The organism is Streptomyces sp. NPDC088124 (assembly GCF_040685895.1).
Taxonomy (GTDB): domain Bacteria; phylum Actinomycetota; class Actinomycetes; order Streptomycetales; family Streptomycetaceae; genus Streptomyces.
Window position 1 is genome coordinate 78,588 of sequence record NZ_JBFBJB010000011.1, and the last position, 24,349, is coordinate 102,936.

Sequence of the window (24,349 nt, forward strand, 5' to 3'; positions counted from 1 at the left end):
GATGCCTCCGGGTCGCTCCTGGTCTACGGCCTCTGTACGCTGCGGAGGTCCGGCCGCACGCATGCTGCCCTGTCGAGGTCGAGAGGCTGGGCGGCGTAGGTGATGCGTATGACGCCGTCGGGGTGGCGGTCGGTGTCGGCCCGTACGCCGAAGACCTCACGCAGGATGTCGGGGGTGAGGACGTCGAGGACCGCTCCCGCCGTCACGACGGTGCCTTCATGCAGGACCACAAGGTGGTCGCAGAGTCTGGCGGCCAGATCGAGGTCGTGCAGGACCGCGAGGGTGGTGATGCCGGTGGTGCGGATCAGGTCGAGGAGTTCGAAGCGGGCGCGGATGTCGAGGTGGTTGGTGAGTTCGTCCAGGACCAGGAGTTGAGGGTGCTGGGCGAGTGCGCGGGCGAGCAGGACCCGCTGGCGTTCTCCGCCCGACAGGGAGGCGTAGTCCCGCTCGGCCAGTGGGCGCACACCGCAGCGGTCGATCGCGTCGTCGACGGCCCGGCGGTCGTCGGTGCCGTCGCGGCCGAGGAGGCCGTGGTGTGGTGTGCGTCCCAGCGCGACGATCTCGGCGACCGCCAGCCCGGTGGTGTTGCCGGTCGAGTCCTGGAGTACGGCGGCGGTGCGGCGGGCGGCGGTGCGGGCGGGCAGCGTCCATACGTCGTCACCGCCGACGCGGACCACTCCGCCGGCCGGGCGCAGTGAGCGGTAGACGGCGCGCAGCAGGGTGGATTTGCCGCTGCCGTTGGGGCCGACGAGTCCGACGATGTCGCCCTTGCGGGCCTCCAGGGTCACGTCGTGCAGGATGGGCGTGCGGTCCAGGGTGATGTGGAGTTGGTCCACGGTCAGTTTCATGCGGTGTCCAGGCCCTTGTTGCGGCGCAGCAGCCAGATGAAGAACGGAGCGCCGAGGAGGGCGGTGAGGATGCCCAGCGGCAGTTCGTTGGGGCGGTTGAGGGTGCGGGAGAGCAGGTCGACGACGACGAGGTACGTGGCTCCCAGCAGGGCGGTAAGCGGCAGGAGTCTGCGGTGGTCGGCGCCGACGGTGAGGCGGACGAGGTGGGGGATCATCAGTCCTACGAAGCCGATGCCGCCGGCGACCGCGATGGTGGTTCCGGTGAGGAGTGAGGAGAGGACCAGCAGCACGGCGCGCAGCCGGTTGACGTCCACGCCGAGGGCGGTGGCCGATTCGTCACCGGCCAGCAGGACGTTGAGCCGTCGGCCGAAGAGGGACAGCAGGACGGTCGTGGCGATGACCACCGCGCTGACGATGGGCAGTTGGCTCCACTGGGCGCCTGAGACGCTGCCCAGCATCCAGAACATCACCGTACGCAGCTCGGTGGGTGTCGCCTGGAGCTGCAGGAAGCTCGTCGCGGAGAGGAAGACGTAGCCGACCGCCACCCCGGCCAGCACCAGTCGGGTGGGTGCCATCCGTCCGCGCCGCCGGCCCAGGGCGAAGACCAGTGCCGCGGCCGCGAGAGCGCCGACGAAGGCCGCCGCCGATACCCCGAGCCCTCCGAGCGAGGCGCCCGAGGCCAGGACGATGACCACGACGGCACCCAGCGAGGCGCCGTAGGAGAAGCCCAGGACGGTGGGGTCCGCCAGCGGATTGGACACCACGGCCTGCAACACCGCGCCGGAGACCGCGAGACCCGCGCCGACCAGAGCGGCGAGCACCACCCGGGGGGCACGGAAGTTCCATACGATCTGGTCCAGCGCCGGATCGCCGGTCGCCCCGCCGCCGCTCACGTGGTGCGCGATGATCCGCCACACGTCACCGAGCGGGATGGTGACGGCGCCGATGCTGACCGCCACGATCATGGTGGCGGTCAGCACGGCGACGAGCCCGAGCAGGGCGAACGGAAGTCCCAGCCGTTTCAGAAGGCGTCGGGGTGCAGCATCCTGGCCACCTTCTCCACGGCCAGGTGGTTGCTGGGGCCCAGGTAGATCGAGTCGGACAGCACCGTGTACGTGTTGTTCTTGGCGGCCGGCCACTGGGGGAACTCCTTGAGCAGTTTCTTGGCATAGGCCGTCGGGTCGGGTGCGTTGTAGCTGATGACGACCAGGGCGTCCACGTCCGTGGCGGCCACCTTCTCCTTGCTCAGATCGGCGAAGGAGGTCTTGGCAGCCGACTCGAAGGCGTTGGCACCGCCGGCCTGGGTGAGGATGTCGTTGTAGATGCCCTTGGCGACGACCGAACTGAAGTCGTTGCCTCCCATGGCCATGTTGGCGAAGACCACCATGACCTTGGGATTCTTCTTGTCCTGCACCTTGGCGGACACTTCGGCGATGCGCTTCTCCGAGTCGGCGATCAGCTTCTCGGCACGGTCGCCGACGTTGAAGACCTTGCCCATGTCCCGCAGGAGTGTGTAGCTGTCGGCGACGGTCATCCTGGAGGTGTCCTGGTCGCAGCCCTGCGGTGAGACATAGCTGTTCGCCTTGACGTCCCGCAGCTGGTCCCGGGTGGTGAACCCGTTCTTCCCGTCGAAGCCGTACGAGGTGGTCGACAGCACGAGGTCGGGGCGCAGGCCGAGCATGGCCTCGCGGGGGATGTCGTAGGCGTCATTGAGTTCGATGTCGCCGGTGGGCAGGGACTTGATGGCCTGGGCACGGCCCGGAACCTCGGACATGCCGTAGGTCTGCTGGTTGGAGACGATCCGGTCGCCGAGGCCGAGGGCGAGCAGGGTGGAGACCTCCGCCACGGAGGCGCCGTTCATGACGACGACTCTGCTCGGCGCCTTGGCGAAGGTTTCGGTCCGCCCGCAGTTCTCGATGGTCACGGGGTAGCCGGATTCCGCCGCGGGCGCGGATGCCTCGCCGTTCGACGGCTCTGTCGAGGACTCGGCACATGCCGCGGTCGCCAGGCACAGTGCTCCGGCCAGGAGCGTGGCGATAGGCCGTTTCTTCGGCATACGGACTCCTTGGTGCAAGGTGAAGGGGTTGCGATCCAGTAGTCGGGGCGTGGTGCGGCCGAGTTCCATGAGAGTCCGACTACTTCGCGGCGGAGTACGGGTGGGGACGCCGGCCGGACGGTGCGGGCAGAGAACCGGTGGACACGCAGTGGTCGAGGTAGCGGAACATGAGGTCGCGGTCGAGCGCGGGGCAGACGATGCCGCTGTCCCGCAGGCCCGTCCGGGCGTTGTCGGCGCGTACGTGCCCCAGGCGTAGTTCGGGTTCGTCTCCGTCGGTGGTACGGGTGCTCCATGAGTCGAAGAAGGCGAGGGTGGTCGCGGCGACGTCGGCGGAGCGCGGCAGCTCGCTTCTCCAGCGGGCCAGTGACAGGTGCCGCACGCGGTAGCCGTAGTCGTGCACCCAGTCGTGGACGTCCCGCCATCGCACTGGTGGCAGGGGGGCGTGGTGGAAGACGGTGCTGCCCGAGGTGTGCCGGTCGAGGCTGAGGTGGACGACGGCCCGGGCCACGTAGTCGGCCGGTGTCCAGGTCTCGGCCTCGAAGAGGTCGGGCAGGATGCCGGCCGGGATACCGGCTCGGAGCACGCTCCACAGGAAGTCCCGCTCGTTCACGTATCCGGTGCCGGCCGGGCCGACGACCCGGCCGAGCCGGTGGAGTGTGACCGGCAGTCCGCGCTCGGCGGCCTGCTCCAGCAGACGTTCGGAGGCCCATTTCGACTGCTGGTAACCGGAGCGGAGTCCAGGGTGGGACGGCAGGAAGGTTTCCGTTACCTCGGGGCTGTGGCCGAGGGGTGGGGCGACCGACAGGGTGGAGACCAGATGGAGAGGCGTCGACCGTACGGCCGCCATGCGGAGCAGGTGCCGGGTGGATTCGGTGTTGGCGGCGCGGAGGGTGCCGTACTCCCGCAGGATGCTGACAGTGGCGGCGTTGTGGAAGATCGCGTCGCAGGTCCGGGCGAGTTCGGCGAACAGCGCCGGGTCGAGGCCGAGGCGGCGGCGGGACAGATCGGCGGGGAGTGCGGTGATCCTCTTGGCGGTCGGCGCCGTGACCGGTATCCCCTGGGCGTCCAGGGCCTGGTGGACGCGGGTGGTGGCCGTGGCCGGGTCGGCCGCGCGGACCAGGCAGACGATCTGGGCTCCGGTGGTGGTCAGGAGTTCCGAGAGCAGGTGCGTGCCGACGAAACCGGTGGCGCCCGTGAGGAGGACCTTCCGTGGCTCGGTGGCCGCCCGGGGCGCGGTGCCGGGTCGGATGTCGTCGTCGAGAACGGTGTCGGTGACGAGGGCCGCCGGGAGCCCGGGGGCGAGCGCCGATTCCCGCGACCGGTGCTCCAGGAACTCCGTCAGTCCGGTCGCGGTGGGGTACTGGAAAAGCCAGGCGACCCGGATCTCGCGGTTCAGTGCGACGCCGAGCCGGTTGGCGGCCTGGATGGCCTGGAGCGACTGTGCACCGAGATCGAAGATGTCGTCCGACGGGAGGACCTGGCCGGCACCGAGGATCTGCTGCCAGATGTCCGTGATGGTCCGTGCCAGTGGGCTGCCGGTCCCGGGGGCCGTGGCAACCGGTGTCGGCTGCGGGTTCGGGGTGCTGAGTGTGGCTCTGTCGATCTTTCCGGATCCCGTACGGGGCAGCCGGTCGTGGAATTCGACGGCTGACGGGATCACCGCGGCGGGCAGCCTCGCGCGTACGTGGTCCCTGACCTCGGCAGCGGACAGTTCCGGGTCCTCCGTGACGAGGTGGGCCACCAGGCGCCGGGTTCCGTCCGGCAGCAGCTGTCCCACGACGGCGGCCTCCCGGATCCGTGGGTGGGTGAGGAGCTGGGTCTCGACCTCCGCGGGGTGGACGCGGTGTCCGCTTATCTTGAATTCGGTGTCCGCCCGGCCGACGAAGCGCAGTTGTCCGTCGTCGCCGAGCCGCACCAGATCGCCGGTGCGGTAGGCGCGCGGGCTTCCGGGCAGGCGGTGGAGGGGTGCGAAGCGGGACTGGTCCGATGGCGGGCCGCCGCGGTATCCGAGCGCCAGCGTCCCGCCCAGGAGGTAGAGCTCCCCGTCGACGACAGCGGCACGGATGCCGGGAAGCGGCAGCCCGATCGGGACGTCCCCGGGGGCCGGGGCAGCGTCGTGGAGTGAGGCGACCGTGGCCACCACGGTGGCCTCCGTCGGACCGTAGGTGTTGAAGAGGGCGACCGAGGTGCCGACTGCTGTGCGCCAGCGGTCCACTCGCTCGGGCAGGGCGGCCTCACCGCCGATGATGACGGTCCGTACCCCAGGAGGGAGCGCGGCGGCACCGGACGAGACGGCGTAGGCCAGTTCGTGCCAGTAGGCGGTGGGCAGATCGAGGACGCTGATGCGCAGCCGCTCACAGGCGTCCAGGAGACGGGGCACCGACTCGGTCATGTCGTCGGTGCGGACCACGAGCGTGGCGCCGGCGCACAGGGTGAGGAAGATTTCCTCCACACTGGCGTCGAAGTGCAGGGGGGCGAACTGCAGGACACGGTCGTTGGCGTCCAGTCCGTAGCGGTGGGTGGCACCGCTGACGAATCCGGCCAGTGCGGCATGGCTGACTGCCACGCCTTTCGGCTGTCCCGTTGAGCCGGAGGTGTAAATGACGTAGGCCGGGGCCCGGGATGACGGCGCCACCGGTTGCGCGCCCCGCGCCCCGGTGTCCGGCAGGTCGAGTCGGAGTACGGCGTGATCACCGAAGTGGTCCGCACCCGCTCCGAGGGTGAGCACGAGGTCGGGCTCCGCGTTGTCGAGCAACGCGGTGGTGCGGGACGCGGGCGCATTCGGGTCGAGCGGGCAGTAGGCGGCGCCGGACAGCAGGACACCGAGGATCGCGGTGACGGCTTCGATCCCGCGGGGCAGCACCACGGCAACCAGCGCGCCGGGGCCGATGGACCGGGCCGCGAGCCCCCGGGCGAGGTCCCGGGCCGAGCCGAACAGCTGCGCGTAGGTGACCGTCCGCCCGTCGTGTTCGACGGCGACGGCCCGGCCCCGCCGGGCGGCGTGGTCGGCGATCAAGCTGAGCACCTGGCGGGCGGGGCCGGGGAGAGGGCCGCCCTCCAGTACGGTGACGGGTGTCCGCCCACCGGGTGCGCGCCCCCCGGGTGCGCGCAGCGCCCGGTCGGGTGCCGCGACGGCATCACGGAGCAGGGAGAGCAGCCCCTGCTGATGGTCGGTGAGGCCGGCCCGGTCGTAGAGGTCGGGGTTGGCGTCGAAGGCGATCCGCAGGCCCGCGCCTTCTGCCCGGTCGTAGACGTTGATCGCCAGGTCGTCCACGGGGCCGGCGGAGATGTTGTGAACGGTGCTGCGGTGTCCGGCGAAGTGAAGGCCGTACTCGAAGGGCATGATGTTGACACCGGGCCCGGACAGCCGGCGTTGCCCGCCGACCAGCTGGAGATCGCGGCGCAACTGTTCGTAGCGGTAACGCTGGTGCGGCAGCCCGGCCCGGAGTTCGCCGGAGACTCTCGTCACCAGATCGCGCAGGCCGTCCTCTCCTGCGACGGCGATACGCAGCGGAATGATGTTGCGCACCATGGCCGGGACACGCAGGGACGCCGAGCCGAGGCGGCCCATCACCGGCAGGCTGAGGACCGTCTCGGCCGCTCCGGTCGCCCGGCTCAGGTATGCGGCGGTGACGGCCAGAACGACTTCGGACCAGGTGACCGAGAGGTCGCGTGCGACGGCGCGCAACGCTCGGGTCTCCTCCGCCGGGAGGTCGGTGACACCGCGGAGGAAGGTGGCCGCGGGCAGAGCAGCCCGGCCGGCCGGGGAGGCGACGGGCGGACGGTCCGCGAAGCGCGCCGCCCAGTAGTCGCGGTCCTCGGCCCAGCGGGCCGACCTTCGGTAGGCGAGTTCCTCGGCCCGGACCGAATCCAGGAGGCCGAAGTCACCGGCCCCGACGGGGACGCCGTCCATCAGGGCCGTGTAGACCTCGGCGACCCGGCGGGCCACCAGGGAGAGCCCGAATCCGTCGAGCGCGATGTGGTGGACCCGGTGGTACCAGAGGTGGGTGCGGGGCGCGGTCCGCAGCAGGGCGTGGCCGAAAACGGGGCCCTGTTCGAGGTCGACGGGACGGCTCACGTCCCGCGCCATCCACGTCAGGGCCGCGGCATGCGGGTCCGGCTCGGCGCTGAGGTCGCGGACGTGTATCTGCCAGTCGACGGCCGGAACGCCGACCTGCCAGGGCTGTCCCTGGTCGTCTACGACGAACGCCACGTTGAGGGCCTCCGTCTCGGCCACCACGTGACGCAGGGCCCGGTCGAGGGCCGCGGCGTCCACCGGGCCCTCTATCCGTATGTATTCCGCCGTGTTGTAGGCGGGGCTGTCCGGGGCCAGTTGCTGACCGGTCCAGATGCCTTCCTGGGCTGCCAGCAGTGGGTGGCGCCGCCCGGTTCTTTCAGGCATCGCCACGGGAGGCTCCCGCACCGCGTTCGGACAACAGCTGCCACCACCGGGCGAAGGAGGTGCGCTCGGCGAGCTCGATGAAGCTCACCTCCACACCGGTGGCACGCCAGCGTTCGGCGAGGGTGACGATGCGCAAGGAGTCGAGGCCCGCGTACAGGGGGTTTTCCGCGAGGTCGACTTCATCGGGCTTCTGGTGCAGGAACTCCGCCAGGTCCGCGCGGAAGCCCGCCAGGGTGAGGGGATCGGACATGTTGCTCTCTCTTGGTGACTCGACGGCGGGAAGGATCAGTTGACCTTGCGTTCGGTGCCGCTCCAGAAACGGTCCCGCAACTCCCGGCGCAGGATCTTTCCGCTGGGGTTGCGCGGCACCTGGTCGATGAACTCGTACCGGGCCGGCAGTTTGAAGCTCGCGAGGCGACGGACGAGGAAGGTGTGCAGTTCGCGGGGGGTGGGCGGGGATTCGGGTGCAGGGACGACGAAGGCGTGGACACACTCCCCCCATCGCTCGTCGGGGGCTCCTACGATCACCGCCTCGGCCACGCCGGAGTGGGACTCCAGAGCGTTCTCGATCTCGGCGGGATAGACGTTCTCGCCCGCGACGAGGATGACGTCCTTGATGCGGTCGCGGATGAAGACATAGCCGTCCTCGTCGATGTATCCGGCGTCCCCGGTGTGGATCCAGTCGTCGACCAAGGTCTCGGCTGTCCTGTCGGGCAGCCCCCAGTACTCCACCATGCGCGCCGGGGTGGCCAGGCAGACCTCTCCCACGGCTCCCGGTGGCAGTTCGCGGCCCTGGTCATCGATGACCTTGCCGCGCACCCCGGGATAGGTGCGGCCGGCCGCCTGCATGAGCGGACTGCCGGGGATGTGGTCGGACGGGGGGAGGCAGACGGCGGTGTTGCCGGTCTCGGTCAGGCCGTAGATCTGTGCGAACTCGCAGTCGAAGACGGCCAGGCTCTCCTCCAGCAGCGCTTCGGAGATCGGCGACCCGCCGTACACCGTCTTGCGCAGGGTCGCGAAGTCCTCGGCGCTCAGGCCGGGTTCGGCCAGCATCATACGGAGCATGGCGGGCACCACACATGCGGTGGTGATGCCGAGACCGCGGATGAGGGCGACGGCGTCACGGGCGGCGAAAGCGCGCATCGACACGACGGTGACGCCCGCGTTGAAGTTCTGGGTGGCCCACCACAGGCCACCGACGTGGAATCCGGGGATACCGATCAGGGCGATGTCGCCGGCGCGCCAGTCGATCCAGTCCAGCTCCTCGCTCGCGAGGGCATCACGGATCGCGAAGAAACTGCGGTGGGCGAGGACGACTCCTTTGGGCAGTCCCGTGGTTCCGCTCGTGTAGAGCTGGGCGACGGGTGTGTCGGGGGTCGCCTGCGACGGCAGGTCGGTGTCGGGCCGGGACGCCTTCCAGGAGGCGAAGCCGTCCACTGCGCCCAGCCGCACCACCGTTTTCGGTGGCCCGGCCGGCAGGTTCTCGACGACCGGCACGAAGTCCTCTTCCAGGAGGAGCAGTTCTGTGCCGGAGTCCTGGAGGATGTGACTCACCTCGGGGGCGGTGAGCCGCCAGTTGACCGGCACCAGAACCGTCTCGCTCTTCGCGCAGCCGAAGAGGATCTCGTAGTAGTGCTCGGACTCCTTCCCCAGGTAGGCGACCCTCGCGCCCGCGCCGAGCCCTGCGGCCCGGATGGCGTGGGCGATCCGGTTGCTCTCCCGATCCAGCTGCCCGTAGGTCAGGGTGCGCCCCTCACAGAGGACCGCGGGTGTCCGCGGCCGGTGCTCCGCGTGGAATCGGGCGGTCTGGACGAGCGTCCGCAGGTGCGGGTGGTGCAGCCTCTGCCGCGATGCCGCGGCCGGCGGTCCGCCCGAGGTCTCCGGTACCGGAGTCACGTCCATGAAGAACCCCTTGCTCGCTTTCATGACCAGGTTGTTTTCAGGGGATGTTGACGAAGGCGAGTGTCGCCTGCCCGTCGCAGCGCCCGCCGTCGGTGTCCCAGTAACGGAAGGATGTCTGTGCGTGGAGAAAGGGAGCGCCGCGGCCCGGGGCGCGTCGGGTGACGGACTGGAATTCCATCTCACCCGCGAAGGAACGAGGGTTGACGGGACGTCGGAAGCTGCTGGAGAAGCGGGCTATGAGGATGTCGGGAAGCTGGCGTTTCCAGAAGTCTTCCAGCGTCCAGGTCTCGAACCCGGCCGGCATTCCTTCTTTCACACACTTGGCGACCAGGTAATACATCATCTGGTTGTAGCAGATGTTGACTTCGACGGAATTCAGATGACCGGTGTCATCGATGTAGCACGACTCGGGAATGACGAACTCGCACTCGGCGGACGCGTTGCCGTCGTGAGTGGTGACGGTGGCGGCGCGCAGGTATACGCAGTGCTTCTTGTAGGGCGCCAGCACGCGCGCCAGCAGTTTCTCGTCGGTGGCGTATGTCCGTCGTGGCGGTGGTTCGGGCCTGGCGGCGGGCACGGCGTGCGTGGTCATGCGGCGGCGCTCGCGTCGTAGAGCTTCCTCTCGTCGTGCACGGTGATCCGGTAGGAGACCGTCGGCTCGGGGGTGGTGGTGTGCCGGGCCCGGTGGATGAGGCTGCGGTTGTCCCAGACCAGCAGGTCGCCCTTCTCGAAGGTCTGCAGGTGGATGTTGTCGTGGGCGAACGTCTCGTCCAACTGACCGGTTGCCTCGAACAGCCGGCGCAGCAGGTCGTCGTCGAGCGGCCGGCCGTTTCCGTCCTCGACGCCGACGGTGAATCCCTCACTGACGTACAGGACTCTTTCCCCGGTCATGGGGTGGATGAAGGTGGTCGGCTGGACAACGGGCGGCGTCTTCTCCTCGACCTCGTCCAGGATTTCCGAGATGGGCCGGTAGACGTCGTGCGGACGGATCTTGAAGTACTTGCGCACCGAGTGCCGGCAGTAGGTACCGCTGATCTCGCTCTTCAATTCCTCGGGGAGCTTCTCGTAGGCGCCGCCCATGTCGATGAAGTACGTGCCGCGGTTCTTCTCGGGGACGACCTGCGGATAGATCAGGGTGAGACCGAAGGGGTCGGGCATGAACTGGTAGTCGGCATGCCAGAACTTTCCCGTCTTCGGCACACCGATCTGTCGTCCGCCCTCGGGAACGTTGGAGGACACGAATATCTCCTCCACCTCCGGGTGCTTGTACATGGGCTCGTAGTAGACCTCCGGACGTCCAAGCCGCTCTCCCAGTTCGAGGAACTGAAGAGGTGACAGATCCTGATCCTTGAGGACAGCGATCTTCTTGGTGTAGACGGTCTGCTTGAGCGCGTCGATGTCCGCTGCCGACGCGGTGGCGGAGTCGAATTCCTCCACGGCTACGCCGATCTTCTCGCCGAGCTGTTCTGTGATCTTCATGTGTTCCCGCCTTCTGTGAGGGCCCCGGTGACGGTGGAACGCGCCTGTTCGACCTGTCGGGTGGGTTACGCGGCCCGCTTCGCGTCGATCAGTACGGTGATCGCGCCCAGGGTGAGGTCCGGCCGGAGTTCGTTGTCGTCGATGGCGACGCCGAGGTCACGCTCGATGCGGATGCTGATCTCCACCATCGTCAGTGAGTCGACACCGAGTTCGGCGAAGGTCGTGTGGGGGGCGATCTGTTCGGGCGGGGCGTCGTGCACCTTGGTGAGGATCGTGGCCAACTGCTCGTACGTGGTACTCATGGCGGGATTGGTCTCCTTGGTCGTACGGATGATTCGGGGAGGGGCGCGCGCCAGGTCGGGCGCGAGCCGTCGGCGGCAACCGTGCCGGCCCGTACACGAATCCTGCGGTCTACGCGGCGGCCGGCCTGCGCAGGCCCAGCGTCAGCAGCACGCCGCAGCAGATGCCGGCCGCGATCGCGAACAGAGCGGTGCGGATTCCGTCGAGAAGGCCCTCACCGGACAGGCCCGGACTGCCCAGCCGCGAGACGGCGATCAGCACGGCCAGTCCCACCGCGCCTCCCACCTGAAGCGTCGTCGACGCCATTCCGGAGGCGATGCCCTGGTCGCCCGGGGCAATCCCGGTGGACGCGGCGATCCACATGCCCGTCCACGCGGCCCCCTGACCGAGGCCCAGCAGCACGATCCCCGGCAGCAACATCGGATACGTCCCGTCGTGGGTGAGCGCGAGTCCGAGCGCGGTGGCGCCGGCGGTGCCCAGCACCATCCCGCCCACCAGCATCCGGCGCGCCCCGAAGACCGACACGGCCCGCTCGCCCACCTGCGTCCCCACGGCTACCACCACGGCGGGAACCAGGAACGCGAGGCCGGTGCCGAAGGCGCTGTAGCCGTGCACGGACTGGAAATAGAGGGTCAGGAAGTATGGCACCGAACTGAACGTCGCACTGAAGAGAGCGGTCACCCCCATGGCGACGACCAGACCACGGTGCGCGAACAGCCGGGCGGGCACCAGCGGGTCACGGGACCGGCTCTCGACGACGAAGAAGAGAACCAGCAGCGACAACGACAGCACCGCACACCCGACAACGGACCCACTGCCCCAGCCCGCCTCGGGCGCGTACACCAGGACGAAGACCATCAGGCTGATGCCGCCGGTGGCGGCCGGCGCACCCATCAGGCCGACGTGCCGTGAACCGGCGCGGGGACCGTCGGCGGGAAAGAGCAGGCGTCCTGCCAGCGCGATGCCTCCGGCCAGCGGCACGTTGACGAAGAACACCGACGGCCATCCGAAGGCTTCCACCAGCACTCCACCGAGCAACGAACCGAAGCACAGGCCGCCGGCCCCGGCGGCTCCCCATACGGCGAGAGCCCGGTTTCGGCCAGGACCCTCGGCGTAGATCGTGTTGATGAGCGACAGCGTCGCGGGAAACAGCAGGGCTCCGCCGATGCCCTGGACCGCCCGGACCGCGACCAGGACTCCCGCTGACTCCGACAGCCCGCCGATGAGAGACGATCCCGCGTACAGCAGCGCCCCCAGCACGAACATCCTGCGCCGCCCGAGGAGGTCCGTCACCCGGCCGCCCAGGAGCAGAAACCCCCCGTTGGCCACGACATAGGCGCTCACCACCCATTGCAGATTCTGGTCGGAGAAACCCGCTTCCGCCCCCATGCCGGGGAGAGCGACATACACGATGCTGTAGTCGAGCGAGATGACCAACTGGGCCGCCGCCAGAAATAACAGGGGGAGTCCGAGACGCTGCCGGGACGGAGCGGCCGCATACTCTTTCACGGTGCTCATCGAGGTCCAATTCCGAGGAGCCGTATGTCACATGTGACCGGATCAACGAATGAGGGAGCACTGTCGCGCCTCATGCCTCTCCCAGCAGTGTGCGTATCTCGGTAATGAGGGCGACCAGCGCCTTCCGCTCGGGAAGGGTGGTCTCCGGATGCCAGAGGTCGACGAGCAGACATGTACGGGGACTCACTCCGTCATTGCGTGCCTCGTGTTCGAAGGAATAGTCGAAGAGTAGACACTTCCCCTCTTCCCAGGAGCGTGTCTCCTTCGCGACCGTGATGCTGCATCCCTCGGGTATGTCCACGGCAAGGTGCAGGTTGATGCTGAAGTTCCACAGGTCGCAGTGGGGAGCGACGGCGGCGCCCGGCAGGAGTGTCGAGAAATGACTCTCCAGGAGCGGGCAGATCTTCTCCGTGTCGACGGCAAGCTCTTTCAGTACCCGGTAAGCGGTCGGCGTCGTGCTCGCCGAGCTCTCGACGAGCCCTCCCCCGCGGAACAGGTAGAGGGCCTGCCAGTCCTCCTGACGTGTCAAATAGTGCTCGTAGTCGGAGAATTTACTCCGCTGCGTCGACCAGGCCGCCGCCAACTCTTCCTTGATCGCAGCGTGATTGCTCTCCAACCCCTTCACCACGGGGTCCATCTCCGCATATCCGTAGGGCTCGTGCCAAGGCGTCCGGGAGAGTCCGGGAAGGATCCACTTCGCGCCCTTCTGAAGTGGATGACGCTCACCCCTTCCCGACTCCATCATCTGCTCGACACGTGCGATGGAATCCGGGCCGGACTCGCTCTTGATCTCCGCAAAGACCTCTTCTATGCCAGGTGTCACGCACGTCTCCTGTTGCGGATCTGATGACGGACCGAGTCGCCTTCGAGGAAGGAGAGTTCCCCACGGATGCGGCTGTCGTGCGCCCGTTCGGCACGTCGCGCTCGCGCGGCGGTCGGTTCGGGATCGAAGTGTGGTTCCGAACAAGTAGTCGAGCGTCGGAGGCGATGAGTTCCCGCCAATCCGGATCGAGCTGAACTCCCCCGTGAAACCGGGCAACGCAGCCTCAGGAATCATGCGGCCGGCAGCTCCGCCTCGGAGAGCAGACCGAGGAGCGTGGTCCGGGCGCGGGCCACGCGGGAGCGGATCGTACCGATGGGGCAGCCGCTGATCTCGGCCGCTTCCGCATAGGACAGTCCCAGCATCTGCGTGTGTACGAACGCCTCACGACGGTCGTCCGGCAGCGTCTCCAGCAGGTCGAGGAGCGCGATTCCGTCATCGAATCCAGGCGTGTTACGCGGCTGGGCGAGCTCGATCGCCACCTGCCAGTCCATGGTGTCACCGAACCGGGGGCGGGCGGCGGCGTGCCGGAAGCTGTCGATCACCGCGCGTCGCGCGATGGACAGCAGCCATGTCCGGGCCGAGGAACGTCCTTCGAAGCGGTGCAGGCTGCCGAGCGCGCGCAGGAACGTCTCCTGGGCCAGATCGTCGGCGGCCTGAGGGTCCGCGGAAAGGTGGGCGACGTAGCGAACCACGTCACGGTGCAGGGCACGCACCAGGTGCTCGAAAGCCTCCGGGTCGCCACCGCCGGCGGCCAGCGCCCAGGCCGTTGTCGACTCCTCGGAGGGCACCATGTCGTGGCGCGAAACGGGCAGGCCAGAAGTCATCACAAAGTGTCCTTCTCCGGTCAACCGTGATCCGGACCCGTACGAGAGGGCAGTGGTCCGGTAAGAGGTACGGGCGCTTGGGGAGGTACGCCCGATGCCCGAGGCACGCACAGAAGTGCCCCGGGAGAACGGCTGTCATCAGATGACAGCGGTTCCCTCCGGCGGCCCCCGGGAAGTGATCGCATGAACGAGAACGAGCAGGCGTGGTGCCCGGTTCGAGAAGTCGCGGCGTACGCCTGCGTGCGGACGGTGCGGCGGAGCGGCCAGGGCGACCAGGAGCCGCACCGGCGCGGTCAGCCGCCAGGTCAGGGTCCGCAGGACACGGAAGGCGGCGCGCTCTCCGTACGCCAGCCACACGCCGCACAGCAGCGCTGCCAGAAGGTGGGCGAGGAGCATCCCGGACGACGACATGCCGCTGCCCAGGTCATGTGCTGAGTTCATCAGATGGCCGGTGTCCATCCGCGGCAGGTGCGCGGGGTCCACGGACATGGATCCGGCATCGTGCCCCGTGGGGCCGGGGTGCGGTTGCCGGGCGGCCGACTGCGCCGACGAGAACGCGAAGTGGAGTGCCGTCTGGGTGACGACCACCACGGACACGATCAGTGGCAGCTCCCGTTCACGGCCGGCCGCACACCAGCCCGCGCCGCCCGTCACCAGGGCCGCTACGGTCATCGCCCACCAGGGCACCGAGGATCCGGACATCAGCACATGGCCCAGGGCGGCGAGAAGCACACAGACGGCCGCGAACATCGCGGCGCGCACCGTGCGCAAACACCACCCAGCGGTCATCACGGCCTCTTCCTCACCTCAGGAACCGGAGCCTCACGACGAGTTACGGACGGCGGCCGGGTCCTCGACTCAATGCGAGGCGGGTGACCTCGAACACGGGATTTTTCGGGAACCGCACCGGCACTCAGGCCGACTACCTGGGAAGTTCCTTCTGTACGCGGCCGGTGCGACTCTTCAGGAACGGTGGCCGTGCAGATCGTGCCGGGCCGACACGCCCGCGCCCGGACGGGATGAACTGCCGTCCGGGCGCTTCTACGGGGGGTGTGTTGTCAGGCGTTCCTGGCAGGGTGTTGACGCCCTCGCCCCGGCGCGGGGCGGCGCGATGACGCCCCCGCGGCCTCCGGATGGTCCGTCGCGTGTTCAGCGGCGTCGAGCAGCTCCCACAAGGCTGCACGGGCCCGGGAGACACGCGAGCGCACCGTACCCACGGGGCAACGGCACACCACCGCCACCTCGGCATACGGCACACCGAGCAACTGAGTGAGCACAAAGGCCTCACGGCGGTCACGCGGAAGCGACGACAGCAACTCGGTCAGGGCCACTCCCTCGTCGAACCCTGGCAGATCCCGTTGCTGGGTGCGTTCAGCGGCGAGCTGCCAGTCCTCGCCGTCCGCCCGCCGAGGGCGGGCGGACGCGCTGCGGAGGCTGTCGATCACCGTTCTACGAGCGATGGTCAGCAGCCAGGTTCGCGCCGAGGATCTGCCCTCGAATCCGTGCAGACTGCCCAGGGCCCGCAGAAAGGTGTCCTGGGTCAGGTCGTCGGCGGACTGCGGGTCCGCGCTCAGATGGGCTACGAAGCGCCACACGTCGAGGTGCAGTGCGCGAACGAACCGGTCGGCGGCCTGGAGGTCGCCGCCGCGTGCGGCCAGGGCCCAGCCGGTAGCCGCCTCGTCACCTGTCGGACCGGTTGATTCGTACCGGGCGGGATCACTCCCGGCAGGTGTGTACAGGGTAGGAGACATCGAGTGTCGTCCCTCTCGGAGAATCCGGAATAACCGGCGTGCCGTGGCACGCCGGTACGTCGTTCGACCCCGCCTCACGGCAGGACCGATGGCCCGTGCCGCGGACCGGGACGGTCCGCGGTACGTGGAGACGGCTGTCAGACGACAGCGACGACGGGCGGACCTCGTGAGATGAGTGAGGAGGCCAGCAGGAACCGGCGGAGGCGACGATCCGTATCGACGTCGCGGAGGCCGGCCCGGGGAGGCCCGCAGGGCGCCGGAGGAGTCAGCAGGATCCGCAGGGGAGCGAGCATCCAGCCGGCGAAAGCGCGCAGTAGCCGGAACGCGGCCCGCTCGCCATGAGCCAGCCACACCCCGCACAGGAGGGCCGCGACCAGGTGCGCCAGGATCATGCCGGTCGGGGACATCCCGGCCATACTGTGAGCCATGGAGGTGGGGCCCTCAAGCTCCGCCGTCATCACGGCCCCCGCGTGGCCCATGCCCTCCATCGCGCCATGTGACATGACGGGCGGCGGACCATCGAGTTCGCTTCCCGAACCGGCTGCCTTGACGAGACCTCCGGCACCAGCGAACGACATACCGTCAGGACCGATCGCTCCACAGGTCAGATAGGTCGCCCACCGCCGGGCGAAGGAAGCGCCTTCGGAGCCGTCCGAAGTGGACAGCGTCTGCGCAAGGGAGAAACCGGTGTGGAGCGCGGCCTGGGCCACGACCACCGCACCGGTGACCGCGACGAGCCCGCGCTCCGCGCGTGCGAAGACCCAAGCGGCCGAACCTGTCGACACGAATGCGGCGGACATGGCCCACCAGGGGACCGCCGAGCCCGACATCACGGCATGGCCGATGGCGGCGAGCAACACGCAGATGGCCGCGAACAGCGCGGCCCTCACCATCCGCGTCATCGGCCCTGCCGTCATTCCACCGGCGGTGTGCCCGTCCCGGCAGGCTGGGTCAATCGCTGCTGGGACGGACGACAACCGCCGTGCTTTCCCGGGAGCCGCTGTAGCGGAAGTGCAGGATGAAGGGAACGGTGTCACCGAGTTGCCAGTGCGGCTTCTTCTTGGTTTTCACCATCACATTCAGGCCGTACGGAGACATGGCCAGCGTTCCACGCCCCGGGACGGTGGCCGAGTTCACCATGTTCATGGAGGCGGCCCCGTCGCCGTTCTCCTGATCCCTGCTGAGCATGGTCTCTGCCATCTCCGGTGAGGTGACGGAGACGAGTTCGTCATCGGAGTCGCCGCCGTTCGCGATCCGGAAGTAGGCGGAGGTGTACTGGCTGTCGCCGTACTGCAGAAAGATGCGCGCGTCGCTGATTCCGATCTGCGGCCGGCTGCCGGCGGCCCCGGCGTTGACCCAGGTCGTCAGAGCTCCCAGTGCCAGCGCGCAGGCGACGACCGGGGCACCGGCGGCGAGGAGTGCCTCGCGTACGCGGGCACGCGTGGGCTTCCATGCCGTGGCGACGGACTGTGTGGCGGGCTTCGTCATCGCCGCATCGCTCCTCGGATGCCGGGCCTGCCCCTGCGCGACCCGCGCGGTGGGGAGGGCTGCCAGGCCCGCAGCCGTAGGCTGTTGCCGACCACGAGCAGGGAACTGACCGACATCGCGGCGGCGGCCACCATCGGATTGAGCAGGCCCACAGCGGCGAGCGGCACGGTGACGGCGTTGTAGCCGAAGGCCCACAGAAGGTTGGCCCGGATCGTTCCCAGCGTGCGCCGGGCGAGCCGGACCGCGTCGGCGACGGCCTCGATGTCACCGCGTACCAGCGTCACATCGGCGGCTCCAATGGCCACGTCCGTACCGCTGCCCATGGCGATCCCCAGATCGGCACCGGCCAGGGCCGCCGCGTCGTTCACGCCGTCACCGATGACGGCGACCCGCCGGTCCCCTTCCTTCAACCGCCGTACCAGTTCCGCCTTGTCCTCGGGTGAGCAGCGGGCGTGGACATCGGTGATGCCGAGTTCGGCGGCGACGGCCCGCGCGGTGGCCTCACGGTCACCGGTCGCCAGTACCGGCTCCACGCCCAGCCGCCTCAGCCGCTCCACCGCCCGGTAGCTGCCGGGCCGCAGGGCGTCCCCCACGGCGATGAGCGCCGTGTCAACTCCGTCCACCCGTACCAGGACAGGGGTCAGAACGGCGGCTTCGGCCTCGGCGATCGCCCGTGCCAGCGGTGCGGGCAGATCGCTTCCCGGGGCACATACCTCGACCCGGTGCCCCTCGACCTGACCGGTCACACCGAACCCCGCGGTGGAATGGAACGTGGTCACCTCGGGCAAGGGTTTTTCGGGCAGCGCCCGCCGCGCGTATGCGACGATCGCCCGTCCCAGCGGGTGCTCGGAGCCACTCTCCACCGCGCCGGCCAGCCGCAGCACCGTGTCCTGGTCGACGCCGTCCGGCACCGACGTGACCTGGGTGACGGTCATGTGACCGGTGGTCAGCGTTCCGGTCTTGTCCAGCACGATGGTGTCGACATGGCGGAGTGTCTCCAGCGCCTGAGGACCACTGACCAGAACGCCGAGTTGGGCACCACGGCCGGTGGCCGCGAGCAGGGCGGTGGGGGTGGCCAGGCCCAGGGCGCAGGGGCAGGCGACGACGAGGATCGCGACGCAGGCGGTGACGGCCGCCTGCGGATCCGCGCCGGCGCCGAGCCAGAAGCCGAGCACGGTGACGGCGAGGGCCAGGACGACCGGTACGAAGAAACCGGCCACCGTATCGGCCAGCCGCTGAGCCCTGGCCTTCCCGGCCTGGGCCTCGGTGACCAGCCGGGTGATCCTCGCGAGCTGGGTCTCCGCGCCGATCGCGGTGGCCCGTACCCGCAGAAGTCCGCCCACGTTCACGGCCGCACCGATCACCGGCTTCCCGGGGCTGATCTCGACGGGCTCGCTCTCCCCGGTGACCAGCGACAGGTCCAGTGCGGAAATGCCGCTCATCACGACCCCGTCGGTGGCAACTCGCTCCCCCGGGCGGACGATGAACTCCTGCCCCACCCGCAACTGATCGATGGGGATGAGCCGTTCCTTCTTGTTCTCACGGACGGTCACCTCCTTGGCCGCCAGCCCGGCCAGTGACCGCAGAGCCTCGCCGGTGCCGCGTTTGGCACGGGCTTCCAGGAAACGGCCGGTCAGCACGAACAGGGGGACGGCGACCGCCGCCTCCAGATAGACATGCGCGACCTCCCCACCCGCGGAGGGAAGCAGGGTGAACGGCATCCGCATCCCGGCCTCGCCCGCCCCACCGAGGAAGAGGGCGTACACGGACCAGAGGAAGGAGGCGGCAACCCCGAGGGAGACCAGCGTGTCCATGGTCGCCGCCGAGTGCCGCAGACCGAGCAGCGCGCGCCGGTGGAACGGCCAAGCCCCCCAGACCACCACCGGCGCGGCGAGCATGAGGCACAGCCACTGCCAGTTGCGGAACTGAAAGGCGGGGACCATCGACAGGACGAGCACCGGCACCGAGAGCAGCGCGGTGATCAGCAGGCGGTCGCGCTCCTCCCGCTTCGCACGGGCGTCGGCCGTATCCGGCTCCGTTCCCCGCGCCTCCTCCGCGGTCTCGGGGGGCGGTGGCAGTTCGGCCGTGTACCCGGCCCGCTCGACCGCCGCGACAAGGTCCTCCTCCGCGATGTCCACGGGATGGCTCACCCTTGCCCGCCCGGTGGCGAGATTGACCGTGGCCGTAACGCCTTCGAGTCTGGCCAGTCGCTTCTCCACCCGGCTGACGCACGCCGCGCAGGTCATACCGCCGACGATCAGATCGGTGGTCGCCGTGGTGTCCGTCGAGGGCGTCGTCATCGCCTGCCGCCGGAGTGCATGTCGTCCATGCCGCCGCCGTCCTGATCGCCGCTCCCGGTCCCGTCGCCGGAACGGGTGCCGGAATACATTCCGGGAGCGACCGGCCCGACCGCCGATCCGATCCCGTACGAGACGCCGAACATCACCAGGAGCAGCACCAGAAACCCGGCGAGTGCCGGCGGTGGTACCCATCGCCCCGGCACGGCCGAAGGGTGGGGACGAAGCTCCTGTTGATCTGCCATCGCCACTCCAGAGACGGAGGCCCGCAGTCACGCGGGGCGGGTGCGGGGGAACGTAATAAGGTCTGCCAGGGGCCGTTCAACGAGGCCTGTGCGCACCATGCTGACACGGTCGGCATCTTGAGTACCCGCCTGCGCGGCCTTCCCGCACGTGACGATTCTCCCGCTGTCACACGGGAACTGAAGCGACCCGCAATCCGACAACTTGTCTACGAGCGGGTCTGATCCCCCGGTGACAACCGTGGCAGACCCACCGGCGCCCGCCGACACCGCGCACCGTGCTGAAGCAGGGGTCCGACAAGGCGCGACAGGAGCCTGCTCCGACACCGACGCCCTGGTGGCCGGGCTCAGCCGAGCCGCCGGTCAGGGCCGGCCGCCGGGACACCGGACCGAAGGACGACACCGCATCAGGGTGAGCACGATGGCCTCCTGATACCGGAACACAGCTTTGACCTGCTGTTCTGTGACTGCGGTCAAGAATTGGCGGTTTGCTGGTCTGCTGCTGTCCTTTGCTGGCCCTGCTCTGGAGGGCGACTTCTAGGGTCGTGTCCGTCCCCAGGTGATCCGGTCACACCGGCCACCACCCCGACATCGTTGTGGAGATTCCTGATGCGTGCTCTTCCTCGTCGTGCCCTGCTCGCCGCTCCCGCCGCCGTGCTGATGTTCGCGCTGGCCGCCTGTGGCGGAGGGTCCGAATCCGACTCCGGCAGCTCGAAGGCCGCGGACACCCAGCAGTCGGAGCAGAACACAGGTGATGCCCAGGAGGGCGAGGCCGGTGAGGAGAAGGAGCCGCCGCTGACCGGTGAGGTCAAGCAGAAGGCCGAGGCCGCCGCGGTGGCCGAGTACCCGGGCACCGTCCTGAAGTCCGAGGAGGACAGGGAGAAGCCCGGCATGCTCGCGGTGGAGGTCAAGAAGGAGGACGGCACCACGGTCGAGATCTACATGGACAAGAGCTACAACATCACCGGCACCAAGGACGAGGGCACCGAGGAGGACGAGGACTGACACTCCTGCTGTTCAGCTGACCCGTCCCGCGAACCGGAACAGGGACAGGAGTCGTGCCCGTGGATCCCAGCCGTTCAGAGACGGCCCGCCATCGATGGGCAGGGGGGACGAAGACCGCGGTCTCCGCGGCGTCCGGCCGTGAGGCAGGCCGGTTGACGGGACCGCTGTGCGGCGGACTCCTTCGGCTCCCCCGTACCGGCCGCCACGCGGAACCGGGCGGCGGGTGAGCCGCCTGCACGGGCCACGGTCCTGCTCATCACGGGCGGCTTCGGACCGGCACGGTCGACGGCCAGCGGCACCGTTTCCTCCAGGACCTCGCCCGGGTCCTGCCTCCGACCTCGGCCAGGTCTCCGCCGTACCGCTGGTGACACCGTCCGGACGGGTACCGCTGCCCCGCAGACCAGCGCACCCCGTCACCAGTGATCACCAGGACGGCGAAAGGGAGGACAACGGGCGCGAGAACCGACGCGAGGACAGCGACCGCTCCGACGACGGCTGCCCCCGTTCGCTGTCGTCGCGTGCTGTCCCGCCGCTGCCGTCCGGCCGATCACCACCCCAGGTGACCGGCCGGACGGCACCCCTTCGCCCTGTCGGATCCGTCGCATCGTCCGTTTCCTCTGATCCCAGGCAGGTTGTGATGAACGCCCCTGCTCCTGCCCCACAGTTGTGCGAGCCTGTCGCCATGCGGCTGCTGCTCATAGAAGACGACGACCGGATCGCCGGTCCCCTCACCGAAGGTCTCGGCCGGTACGGGTTCACGGTCGACCGGGTACGCACCGGTGCCGCCGGCCTCACCGACAGCGCTCAGGCCGCCGATCTGGTCCTGCTCGATCTCGGGCTGCCGGACATGGACGGCCTGGACCTCTGCCGAACACTGCGCGCCAGGTCCGCGATCCCCATCATCATGATCACCGCCCGGGGTGAGGAAGCCGACCGGATCGTGGGACTGGAACTGGGCGCGGACGACTATCTCGCCAAGCCGTTCGGTGTGCGGGAGCTGGTGGCCCGCATCCGGGCGGTCACCCGCCGTACCGGCACCCGGCAGACACTGCCCCCGGCAACGCATCCGGCCTCCGCGGAGAAACCGGCCTCCGCCCCCACCGTCACGATCCAGCGGCTGGGACCGCTGGAGATCGACCGCCGCACCCGACAGGTCCGCCTCCAGGGCCATGAGATCGCCCTGTCCCCACGGGAGTTCGACCTGCTCGCCTACCTCTCCGACGACCCCGGCGCCGTGTATTCCCGCCGGCAGATCATGGACACCGTGTGGGACCCGCACTTCTTCGGCCCCACCAAGACCCTCGACGCGCACATCGCCACCCTGCGCCGCAAGCTGGGCGACCCCGCCTGGATCATCACAGCGCGCGGCGTGGGCTTCCGGCTCACCGTGCCCGGCGAACCGGGGCCGGCCAAGGGCGCGTCGTGACCCGGCGGCTGATGCTCAGCTATGTCGCGCTGGCCCTGCTGGTACTGCTGGGACTGGAGATCCCCCTCGGCTACCTCTACGCCCGCGGCGAGGAATCCCGGTTCGCCCAAAGCATCGAACGCGACGCCTCGATGCTGGCGGAGATCGCCGAGGAGAGCATCGAGAAAGGCAACCTGACGGCCCTGCCCGAACTGGCCCGAGAATACGCCGAGGACAATCCCGGCGCCCGCGTCGTGATCGTCGACCGCACCGGCCGGCTACTCACCGACTCCGCCGGCACCATCCCGACCGGATCCACCCTGGCCGGTGAGCCGGACATCGCGGCCGCCCTGCGCAACCGGACCACGGTCGCCACCAGCACCGGCACCAACAGCGCGGATGTTCTCGCGGCAACGATGCCGGGCTCCTCCGGCACCACGATCCGCGGCGCCCTGCGGGTGACCTACCCGATGACCACGGTCACCGACCGGGAGAACCGCATCTGGGCCGTCCTCGCCCTGGCCGGCGCATGCATCGTGACCGCCGTGGCACTCGTGGCGTTCGCCCTCGCCCGCTGGATCACCCGGCCCCTGCGCACCCTGGAACGCGCCACCGCCCAACTCGCCGCCGGCCGCCTGGACAACCCGCCCGACGCCGACAGCGGACCCCCCGAACTACGCCGCCTGGCCGCTGCGTTCACCCACACCGCCACCCGCCTGCAACACCTGCTCCAGGCTCAGCACGGCTTCGCCTCCGAGGCCTCCCACCAGCTCAAGACCCCACTGACCTCATTGCGACTGCGCCTGGAGAACTTCGAGCCCTACCTCGACCCGCGCGCCCACCCCAGCCTGGAGGAGACGATCGGAGAGGTCGAACGCCTCAGCCGCATGGTCCATGGCCTGCTCGCCCTGGCCCGCCTGGAGAACACCGCCACCACCCCCGGCCCCGTCGACGCGGACGCCGTCCTCGTCGAACGGGCAACCATGTGGGAACCCCTCGCAGCCGAACAACACGTCACCATCGCCATCACCGGCCCAGCGGCCGGCCGGGTACGGGCGATTCCCGGAGCGCTGGAACAGATCATCGACAACCTCCTCGCCAACGCACTACGGGTCTCCCCACCCGGCACGACCATCACCCTCGCCCGCGCCCCCGGCGCCGGCCTACACGTCATCGACCAAGGCCCCGGCATGCCGGAAGCCGACCGGGAGCGGGCCTTCGACCGCTTCTGGCGTGCCTCCGACTCTCATCACGACGGAACCGGCCTGGGCCTGCCCATCGTCCGTCACCTCGTCCACGCCTCCGGCGGACAGATCACACTGCACGCAGCCCCCGGTGGCGGTCTGGACGCCCACGTCCAACTTCGCCCCGCGGGCCGGGAACGCCGATTCCAGACGATCGCCGTTACCCATGCGGCAGCAGGCCACAGGCGCTGATCACGATCTCGGCCGCGGCGGCCGTGCGCACCCTGCGCACACTGTCCCGCCGGGTGGTTCATCGAGCGGATCGGCCGCCGCCGTGGCCGAGGGGGTGGTGCCGCCGGCCCTCGGCAGCCAAACCGCGGGTTCACTGACCCGGCCCGCCGCGTACCGAGGGGTCGCCGGGTTCGTGGCCCCGGTCGACGGACCGCTCAGCACGGAGGGCTTCGCCGGACTGTCCCACAGCCTCGACGCGGTCGGGCTCATCACCCCGGCGGTCGCGGACCTCCGTCTCGTGTATGGAATGCCGACCGCCGAGGTCGCCCCTCCAGTCGTCGCGCACTCGCTGCGCATCCCCGCGTGGCGGTGTGGACCGGGACCGAACTCGACGACGTCACACCGGACATGCTGGCGGCGTTGGCCCGCTCCGCCCAGCACCTCGCCGTGGATCTCGGTGCCGAGCTCGTCGAGATCGACTGGCCGGTATGGACACCCCCGCTCGCCGAAGCCCACCTCACGGTCATGGCCTACGAGGCGGCACGCGCTCTGGCCCAGGAGGGAGCCCGCCCGGATCTGCTGAGCGCCCCGCCG

22 protein-coding genes are annotated in these 24,349 nt (G+C 69.3%); 4 read left to right on the forward strand and 18 right to left on the reverse strand.

The window, feature by feature from the left end:
• Positions 1 to 23: 23 nt before the first annotated feature.
• From AB0P17_RS11430 to AB0P17_RS11515, 18 genes are all read right to left on the reverse strand, one after another.
• On the reverse strand, positions 24 to 848 hold the full coding sequence (locus tag AB0P17_RS11430) for an ABC transporter ATP-binding protein (protein ID WP_365809802.1): 825 nt from the start codon (positions 846 to 848) through the stop codon (positions 24 to 26).
• The gene (locus AB0P17_RS11435; RefSeq protein WP_365809934.1) at positions 845 to 1,813 is read right to left on the reverse strand and encodes an iron ABC transporter permease; all 969 of its coding nucleotides are present in this window, start codon (positions 1,811 to 1,813) and stop codon (positions 845 to 847) included. Before AB0P17_RS11435 ends, AB0P17_RS11430 begins: the two co-directional genes overlap by 4 nt.
• Before the next feature lie 56 nt (positions 1,814 to 1,869).
• The gene (locus AB0P17_RS11440) at positions 1,870 to 2,904 is read right to left on the reverse strand and encodes an ABC transporter substrate-binding protein (RefSeq protein WP_365809804.1); all 1,035 of its coding nucleotides are present in this window, start codon (positions 2,902 to 2,904) and stop codon (positions 1,870 to 1,872) included.
• A 79-nt stretch (positions 2,905 to 2,983) separates the two neighbouring features.
• Positions 2,984 to 7,306 (reverse strand): amino acid adenylation domain-containing protein, encoded by a 4,323-nt coding sequence (locus AB0P17_RS11445; protein WP_365809806.1) that lies wholly within the window; start codon positions 7,304 to 7,306, stop codon positions 2,984 to 2,986.
• Complete coding sequence (locus AB0P17_RS11450) at positions 7,299 to 7,556, reverse strand: phosphopantetheine-binding protein (protein WP_365809808.1); 258 nt, start codon at positions 7,554 to 7,556, stop codon at positions 7,299 to 7,301. The genes AB0P17_RS11445 and AB0P17_RS11450 overlap by 8 nt, the downstream gene beginning before the upstream one ends.
• Before the next feature lie 35 nt (positions 7,557 to 7,591).
• Positions 7,592 to 9,208 carry a long-chain-fatty-acid--CoA ligase gene (locus tag AB0P17_RS11455; RefSeq protein ID WP_365809936.1) on the reverse strand — a complete coding sequence of 539 codons (1,617 nt, stop codon included), beginning with the start codon at positions 9,206 to 9,208 and terminating at the stop codon, positions 7,592 to 7,594.
• Positions 9,209 to 9,245: 37 nt separating this feature from the next.
• Entirely contained in the window at positions 9,246 to 9,800 is a 555-nt protein-coding gene (locus AB0P17_RS11460; protein ID WP_365809810.1) for an FcoT family thioesterase, read from the reverse strand.
• Entirely contained in the window at positions 9,797 to 10,687 is an 891-nt protein-coding gene (locus tag AB0P17_RS11465; protein ID WP_365809812.1) for a TauD/TfdA family dioxygenase, read from the reverse strand. Before AB0P17_RS11465 ends, AB0P17_RS11460 begins: the two co-directional genes overlap by 4 nt.
• Positions 10,688 to 10,752: 65 nt before the next feature.
• Positions 10,753 to 10,989: an acyl carrier protein gene (locus AB0P17_RS11470; protein ID WP_365809814.1), complete on the reverse strand. Its 237-nt coding sequence runs from the start codon at positions 10,987 to 10,989 to the stop codon at positions 10,753 to 10,755.
• Positions 10,990 to 11,098: 109 nt separating this feature from the next.
• On the reverse strand, positions 11,099 to 12,505 hold the full coding sequence (locus AB0P17_RS11475) for an MFS transporter (protein ID WP_365809816.1): 1,407 nt from the start codon (positions 12,503 to 12,505) through the stop codon (positions 11,099 to 11,101).
• 70 nt (positions 12,506 to 12,575) lie between these two features.
• A complete protein-coding gene (locus tag AB0P17_RS11480; protein ID WP_365809818.1) occupies positions 12,576 to 13,328 on the reverse strand; it encodes an aspartyl/asparaginyl beta-hydroxylase domain-containing protein in 753 nt (250 codons plus the stop codon).
• Between the two features lie 230 nt (positions 13,329 to 13,558).
• Positions 13,559 to 14,152: a sigma-70 family RNA polymerase sigma factor gene (locus AB0P17_RS11485; RefSeq protein WP_365809820.1), complete on the reverse strand. Its 594-nt coding sequence runs from the start codon at positions 14,150 to 14,152 to the stop codon at positions 13,559 to 13,561.
• A 138-nt stretch (positions 14,153 to 14,290) separates the two neighbouring features.
• Positions 14,291 to 14,941, reverse strand: a complete 651-nt coding sequence (locus AB0P17_RS11490; RefSeq protein WP_365809822.1) for a hypothetical protein — start codon at positions 14,939 to 14,941, stop codon at positions 14,291 to 14,293.
• Between the two features lie 269 nt (positions 14,942 to 15,210).
• The gene (locus AB0P17_RS11495) at positions 15,211 to 15,903 is read right to left on the reverse strand and encodes a sigma-70 family RNA polymerase sigma factor (RefSeq protein ID WP_365809824.1); all 693 of its coding nucleotides are present in this window, start codon (positions 15,901 to 15,903) and stop codon (positions 15,211 to 15,213) included.
• Between the two features lie 137 nt (positions 15,904 to 16,040).
• Positions 16,041 to 16,796 (reverse strand): hypothetical protein, encoded by a 756-nt coding sequence (locus AB0P17_RS11500; protein WP_365809825.1) that lies wholly within the window; start codon positions 16,794 to 16,796, stop codon positions 16,041 to 16,043.
• 58 nt (positions 16,797 to 16,854) lie between these two features.
• Positions 16,855 to 17,391 (reverse strand): copper chaperone PCu(A)C, encoded by a 537-nt coding sequence (locus tag AB0P17_RS11505; RefSeq protein WP_365809827.1) that lies wholly within the window; start codon positions 17,389 to 17,391, stop codon positions 16,855 to 16,857.
• Positions 17,388 to 19,691: a heavy metal translocating P-type ATPase gene (locus tag AB0P17_RS11510; protein ID WP_365809829.1), complete on the reverse strand. Its 2,304-nt coding sequence runs from the start codon at positions 19,689 to 19,691 to the stop codon at positions 17,388 to 17,390. The genes AB0P17_RS11505 and AB0P17_RS11510 overlap by 4 nt, the downstream gene beginning before the upstream one ends.
• Positions 19,688 to 19,894 carry a hypothetical protein gene (locus AB0P17_RS11515; protein ID WP_365809830.1) on the reverse strand — a complete coding sequence of 69 codons (207 nt, stop codon included), beginning with the start codon at positions 19,892 to 19,894 and terminating at the stop codon, positions 19,688 to 19,690. Before AB0P17_RS11515 ends, AB0P17_RS11510 begins: the two co-directional genes overlap by 4 nt.
• A gap of 645 nt (positions 19,895 to 20,539) precedes the next feature.
• Here AB0P17_RS11515 and AB0P17_RS11520 point away from each other — a divergent pair.
• The 4 genes from AB0P17_RS11520 to AB0P17_RS11535 all read left to right on the forward strand — a co-directional run bounded on the left by AB0P17_RS11520 (position 20,540) and on the right by AB0P17_RS11535 (position 24,338).
• The gene (locus AB0P17_RS11520; RefSeq protein ID WP_365809832.1) at positions 20,540 to 20,935 is read left to right on the forward strand and encodes a peptidase; all 396 of its coding nucleotides are present in this window, start codon (positions 20,540 to 20,542) and stop codon (positions 20,933 to 20,935) included.
• Between the two features lie 682 nt (positions 20,936 to 21,617).
• Entirely contained in the window at positions 21,618 to 22,361 is a 744-nt protein-coding gene (locus AB0P17_RS11525; protein WP_365809834.1) for a response regulator transcription factor, read from the forward strand.
• Complete coding sequence (locus tag AB0P17_RS11530) at positions 22,358 to 23,776, forward strand: HAMP domain-containing sensor histidine kinase (RefSeq protein ID WP_365809836.1); 1,419 nt, start codon at positions 22,358 to 22,360, stop codon at positions 23,774 to 23,776. Before AB0P17_RS11525 ends, AB0P17_RS11530 begins: the two co-directional genes overlap by 4 nt.
• The gene (locus AB0P17_RS11535; RefSeq protein WP_365809838.1) at positions 23,751 to 24,338 is read left to right on the forward strand and encodes an amidase family protein; all 588 of its coding nucleotides are present in this window, start codon (positions 23,751 to 23,753) and stop codon (positions 24,336 to 24,338) included. The genes AB0P17_RS11530 and AB0P17_RS11535 overlap by 26 nt, the downstream gene beginning before the upstream one ends.
• The last annotated feature ends 11 nt before the right edge of the window (positions 24,339 to 24,349 follow it).

Bases quoted from the DNA above. Each gene is read 5' to 3' on its own strand.
- AB0P17_RS11485 (WP_365809820.1), bottom strand. From the start codon at position 14,152: ATGACTTCTGGCCTGCCCGTTTCGCGCCACGACATGGTGCCCTCCGAG.
- AB0P17_RS11490 (WP_365809822.1), bottom strand. From the start codon at position 14,941: ATGACCGCTGGGTGGTGTTTGCGCACGGTGCGCGCCGCGATGTTCGCG.
- AB0P17_RS11465 (WP_365809812.1), bottom strand. From the start codon at position 10,687: ATGAAGATCACAGAACAGCTCGGCGAGAAGATCGGCGTAGCCGTGGAG.
- AB0P17_RS11460 (WP_365809810.1), bottom strand. From the start codon at position 9,800: ATGACCACGCACGCCGTGCCCGCCGCCAGGCCCGAACCACCGCCACGA.
- AB0P17_RS11440 (WP_365809804.1), bottom strand. From the start codon at position 2,904: ATGCCGAAGAAACGGCCTATCGCCACGCTCCTGGCCGGAGCACTGTGC.
- AB0P17_RS11525 (WP_365809834.1), top strand. From the start codon at position 21,618: ATGCGGCTGCTGCTCATAGAAGACGACGACCGGATCGCCGGTCCCCTC.
- AB0P17_RS11475 (WP_365809816.1), bottom strand. From the start codon at position 12,505: ATGAGCACCGTGAAAGAGTATGCGGCCGCTCCGTCCCGGCAGCGTCTC.
- AB0P17_RS11520 (WP_365809832.1), top strand. From the start codon at position 20,540: ATGCGTGCTCTTCCTCGTCGTGCCCTGCTCGCCGCTCCCGCCGCCGTG.
- AB0P17_RS11435 (WP_365809934.1), bottom strand. From the start codon at position 1,813: ATGATCGTGGCGGTCAGCATCGGCGCCGTCACCATCCCGCTCGGTGAC.
- AB0P17_RS11445 (WP_365809806.1), bottom strand. From the start codon at position 7,306: ATGCCTGAAAGAACCGGGCGGCGCCACCCACTGCTGGCAGCCCAGGAA.
- AB0P17_RS11510 (WP_365809829.1), bottom strand. From the start codon at position 19,691: ATGACGACGCCCTCGACGGACACCACGGCGACCACCGATCTGATCGTC.
- AB0P17_RS11505 (WP_365809827.1), bottom strand. From the start codon at position 17,391: ATGACGAAGCCCGCCACACAGTCCGTCGCCACGGCATGGAAGCCCACG.
- AB0P17_RS11470 (WP_365809814.1), bottom strand. From the start codon at position 10,989: ATGAGTACCACGTACGAGCAGTTGGCCACGATCCTCACCAAGGTGCAC.
- AB0P17_RS11455 (WP_365809936.1), bottom strand. From the start codon at position 9,208: ATGGACGTGACTCCGGTACCGGAGACCTCGGGCGGACCGCCGGCCGCG.
- AB0P17_RS11535 (WP_365809838.1), top strand. From the start codon at position 23,751: ATGCGGCAGCAGGCCACAGGCGCTGATCACGATCTCGGCCGCGGCGGC.
- AB0P17_RS11495 (WP_365809824.1), bottom strand. From the start codon at position 15,903: ATGTCTCCTACCCTGTACACACCTGCCGGGAGTGATCCCGCCCGGTAC.
- AB0P17_RS11450 (WP_365809808.1), bottom strand. From the start codon at position 7,556: ATGTCCGATCCCCTCACCCTGGCGGGCTTCCGCGCGGACCTGGCGGAG.
- AB0P17_RS11430 (WP_365809802.1), bottom strand. From the start codon at position 848: ATGAAACTGACCGTGGACCAACTCCACATCACCCTGGACCGCACGCCC.
- AB0P17_RS11500 (WP_365809825.1), bottom strand. From the start codon at position 16,796: ATGGTGAGGGCCGCGCTGTTCGCGGCCATCTGCGTGTTGCTCGCCGCC.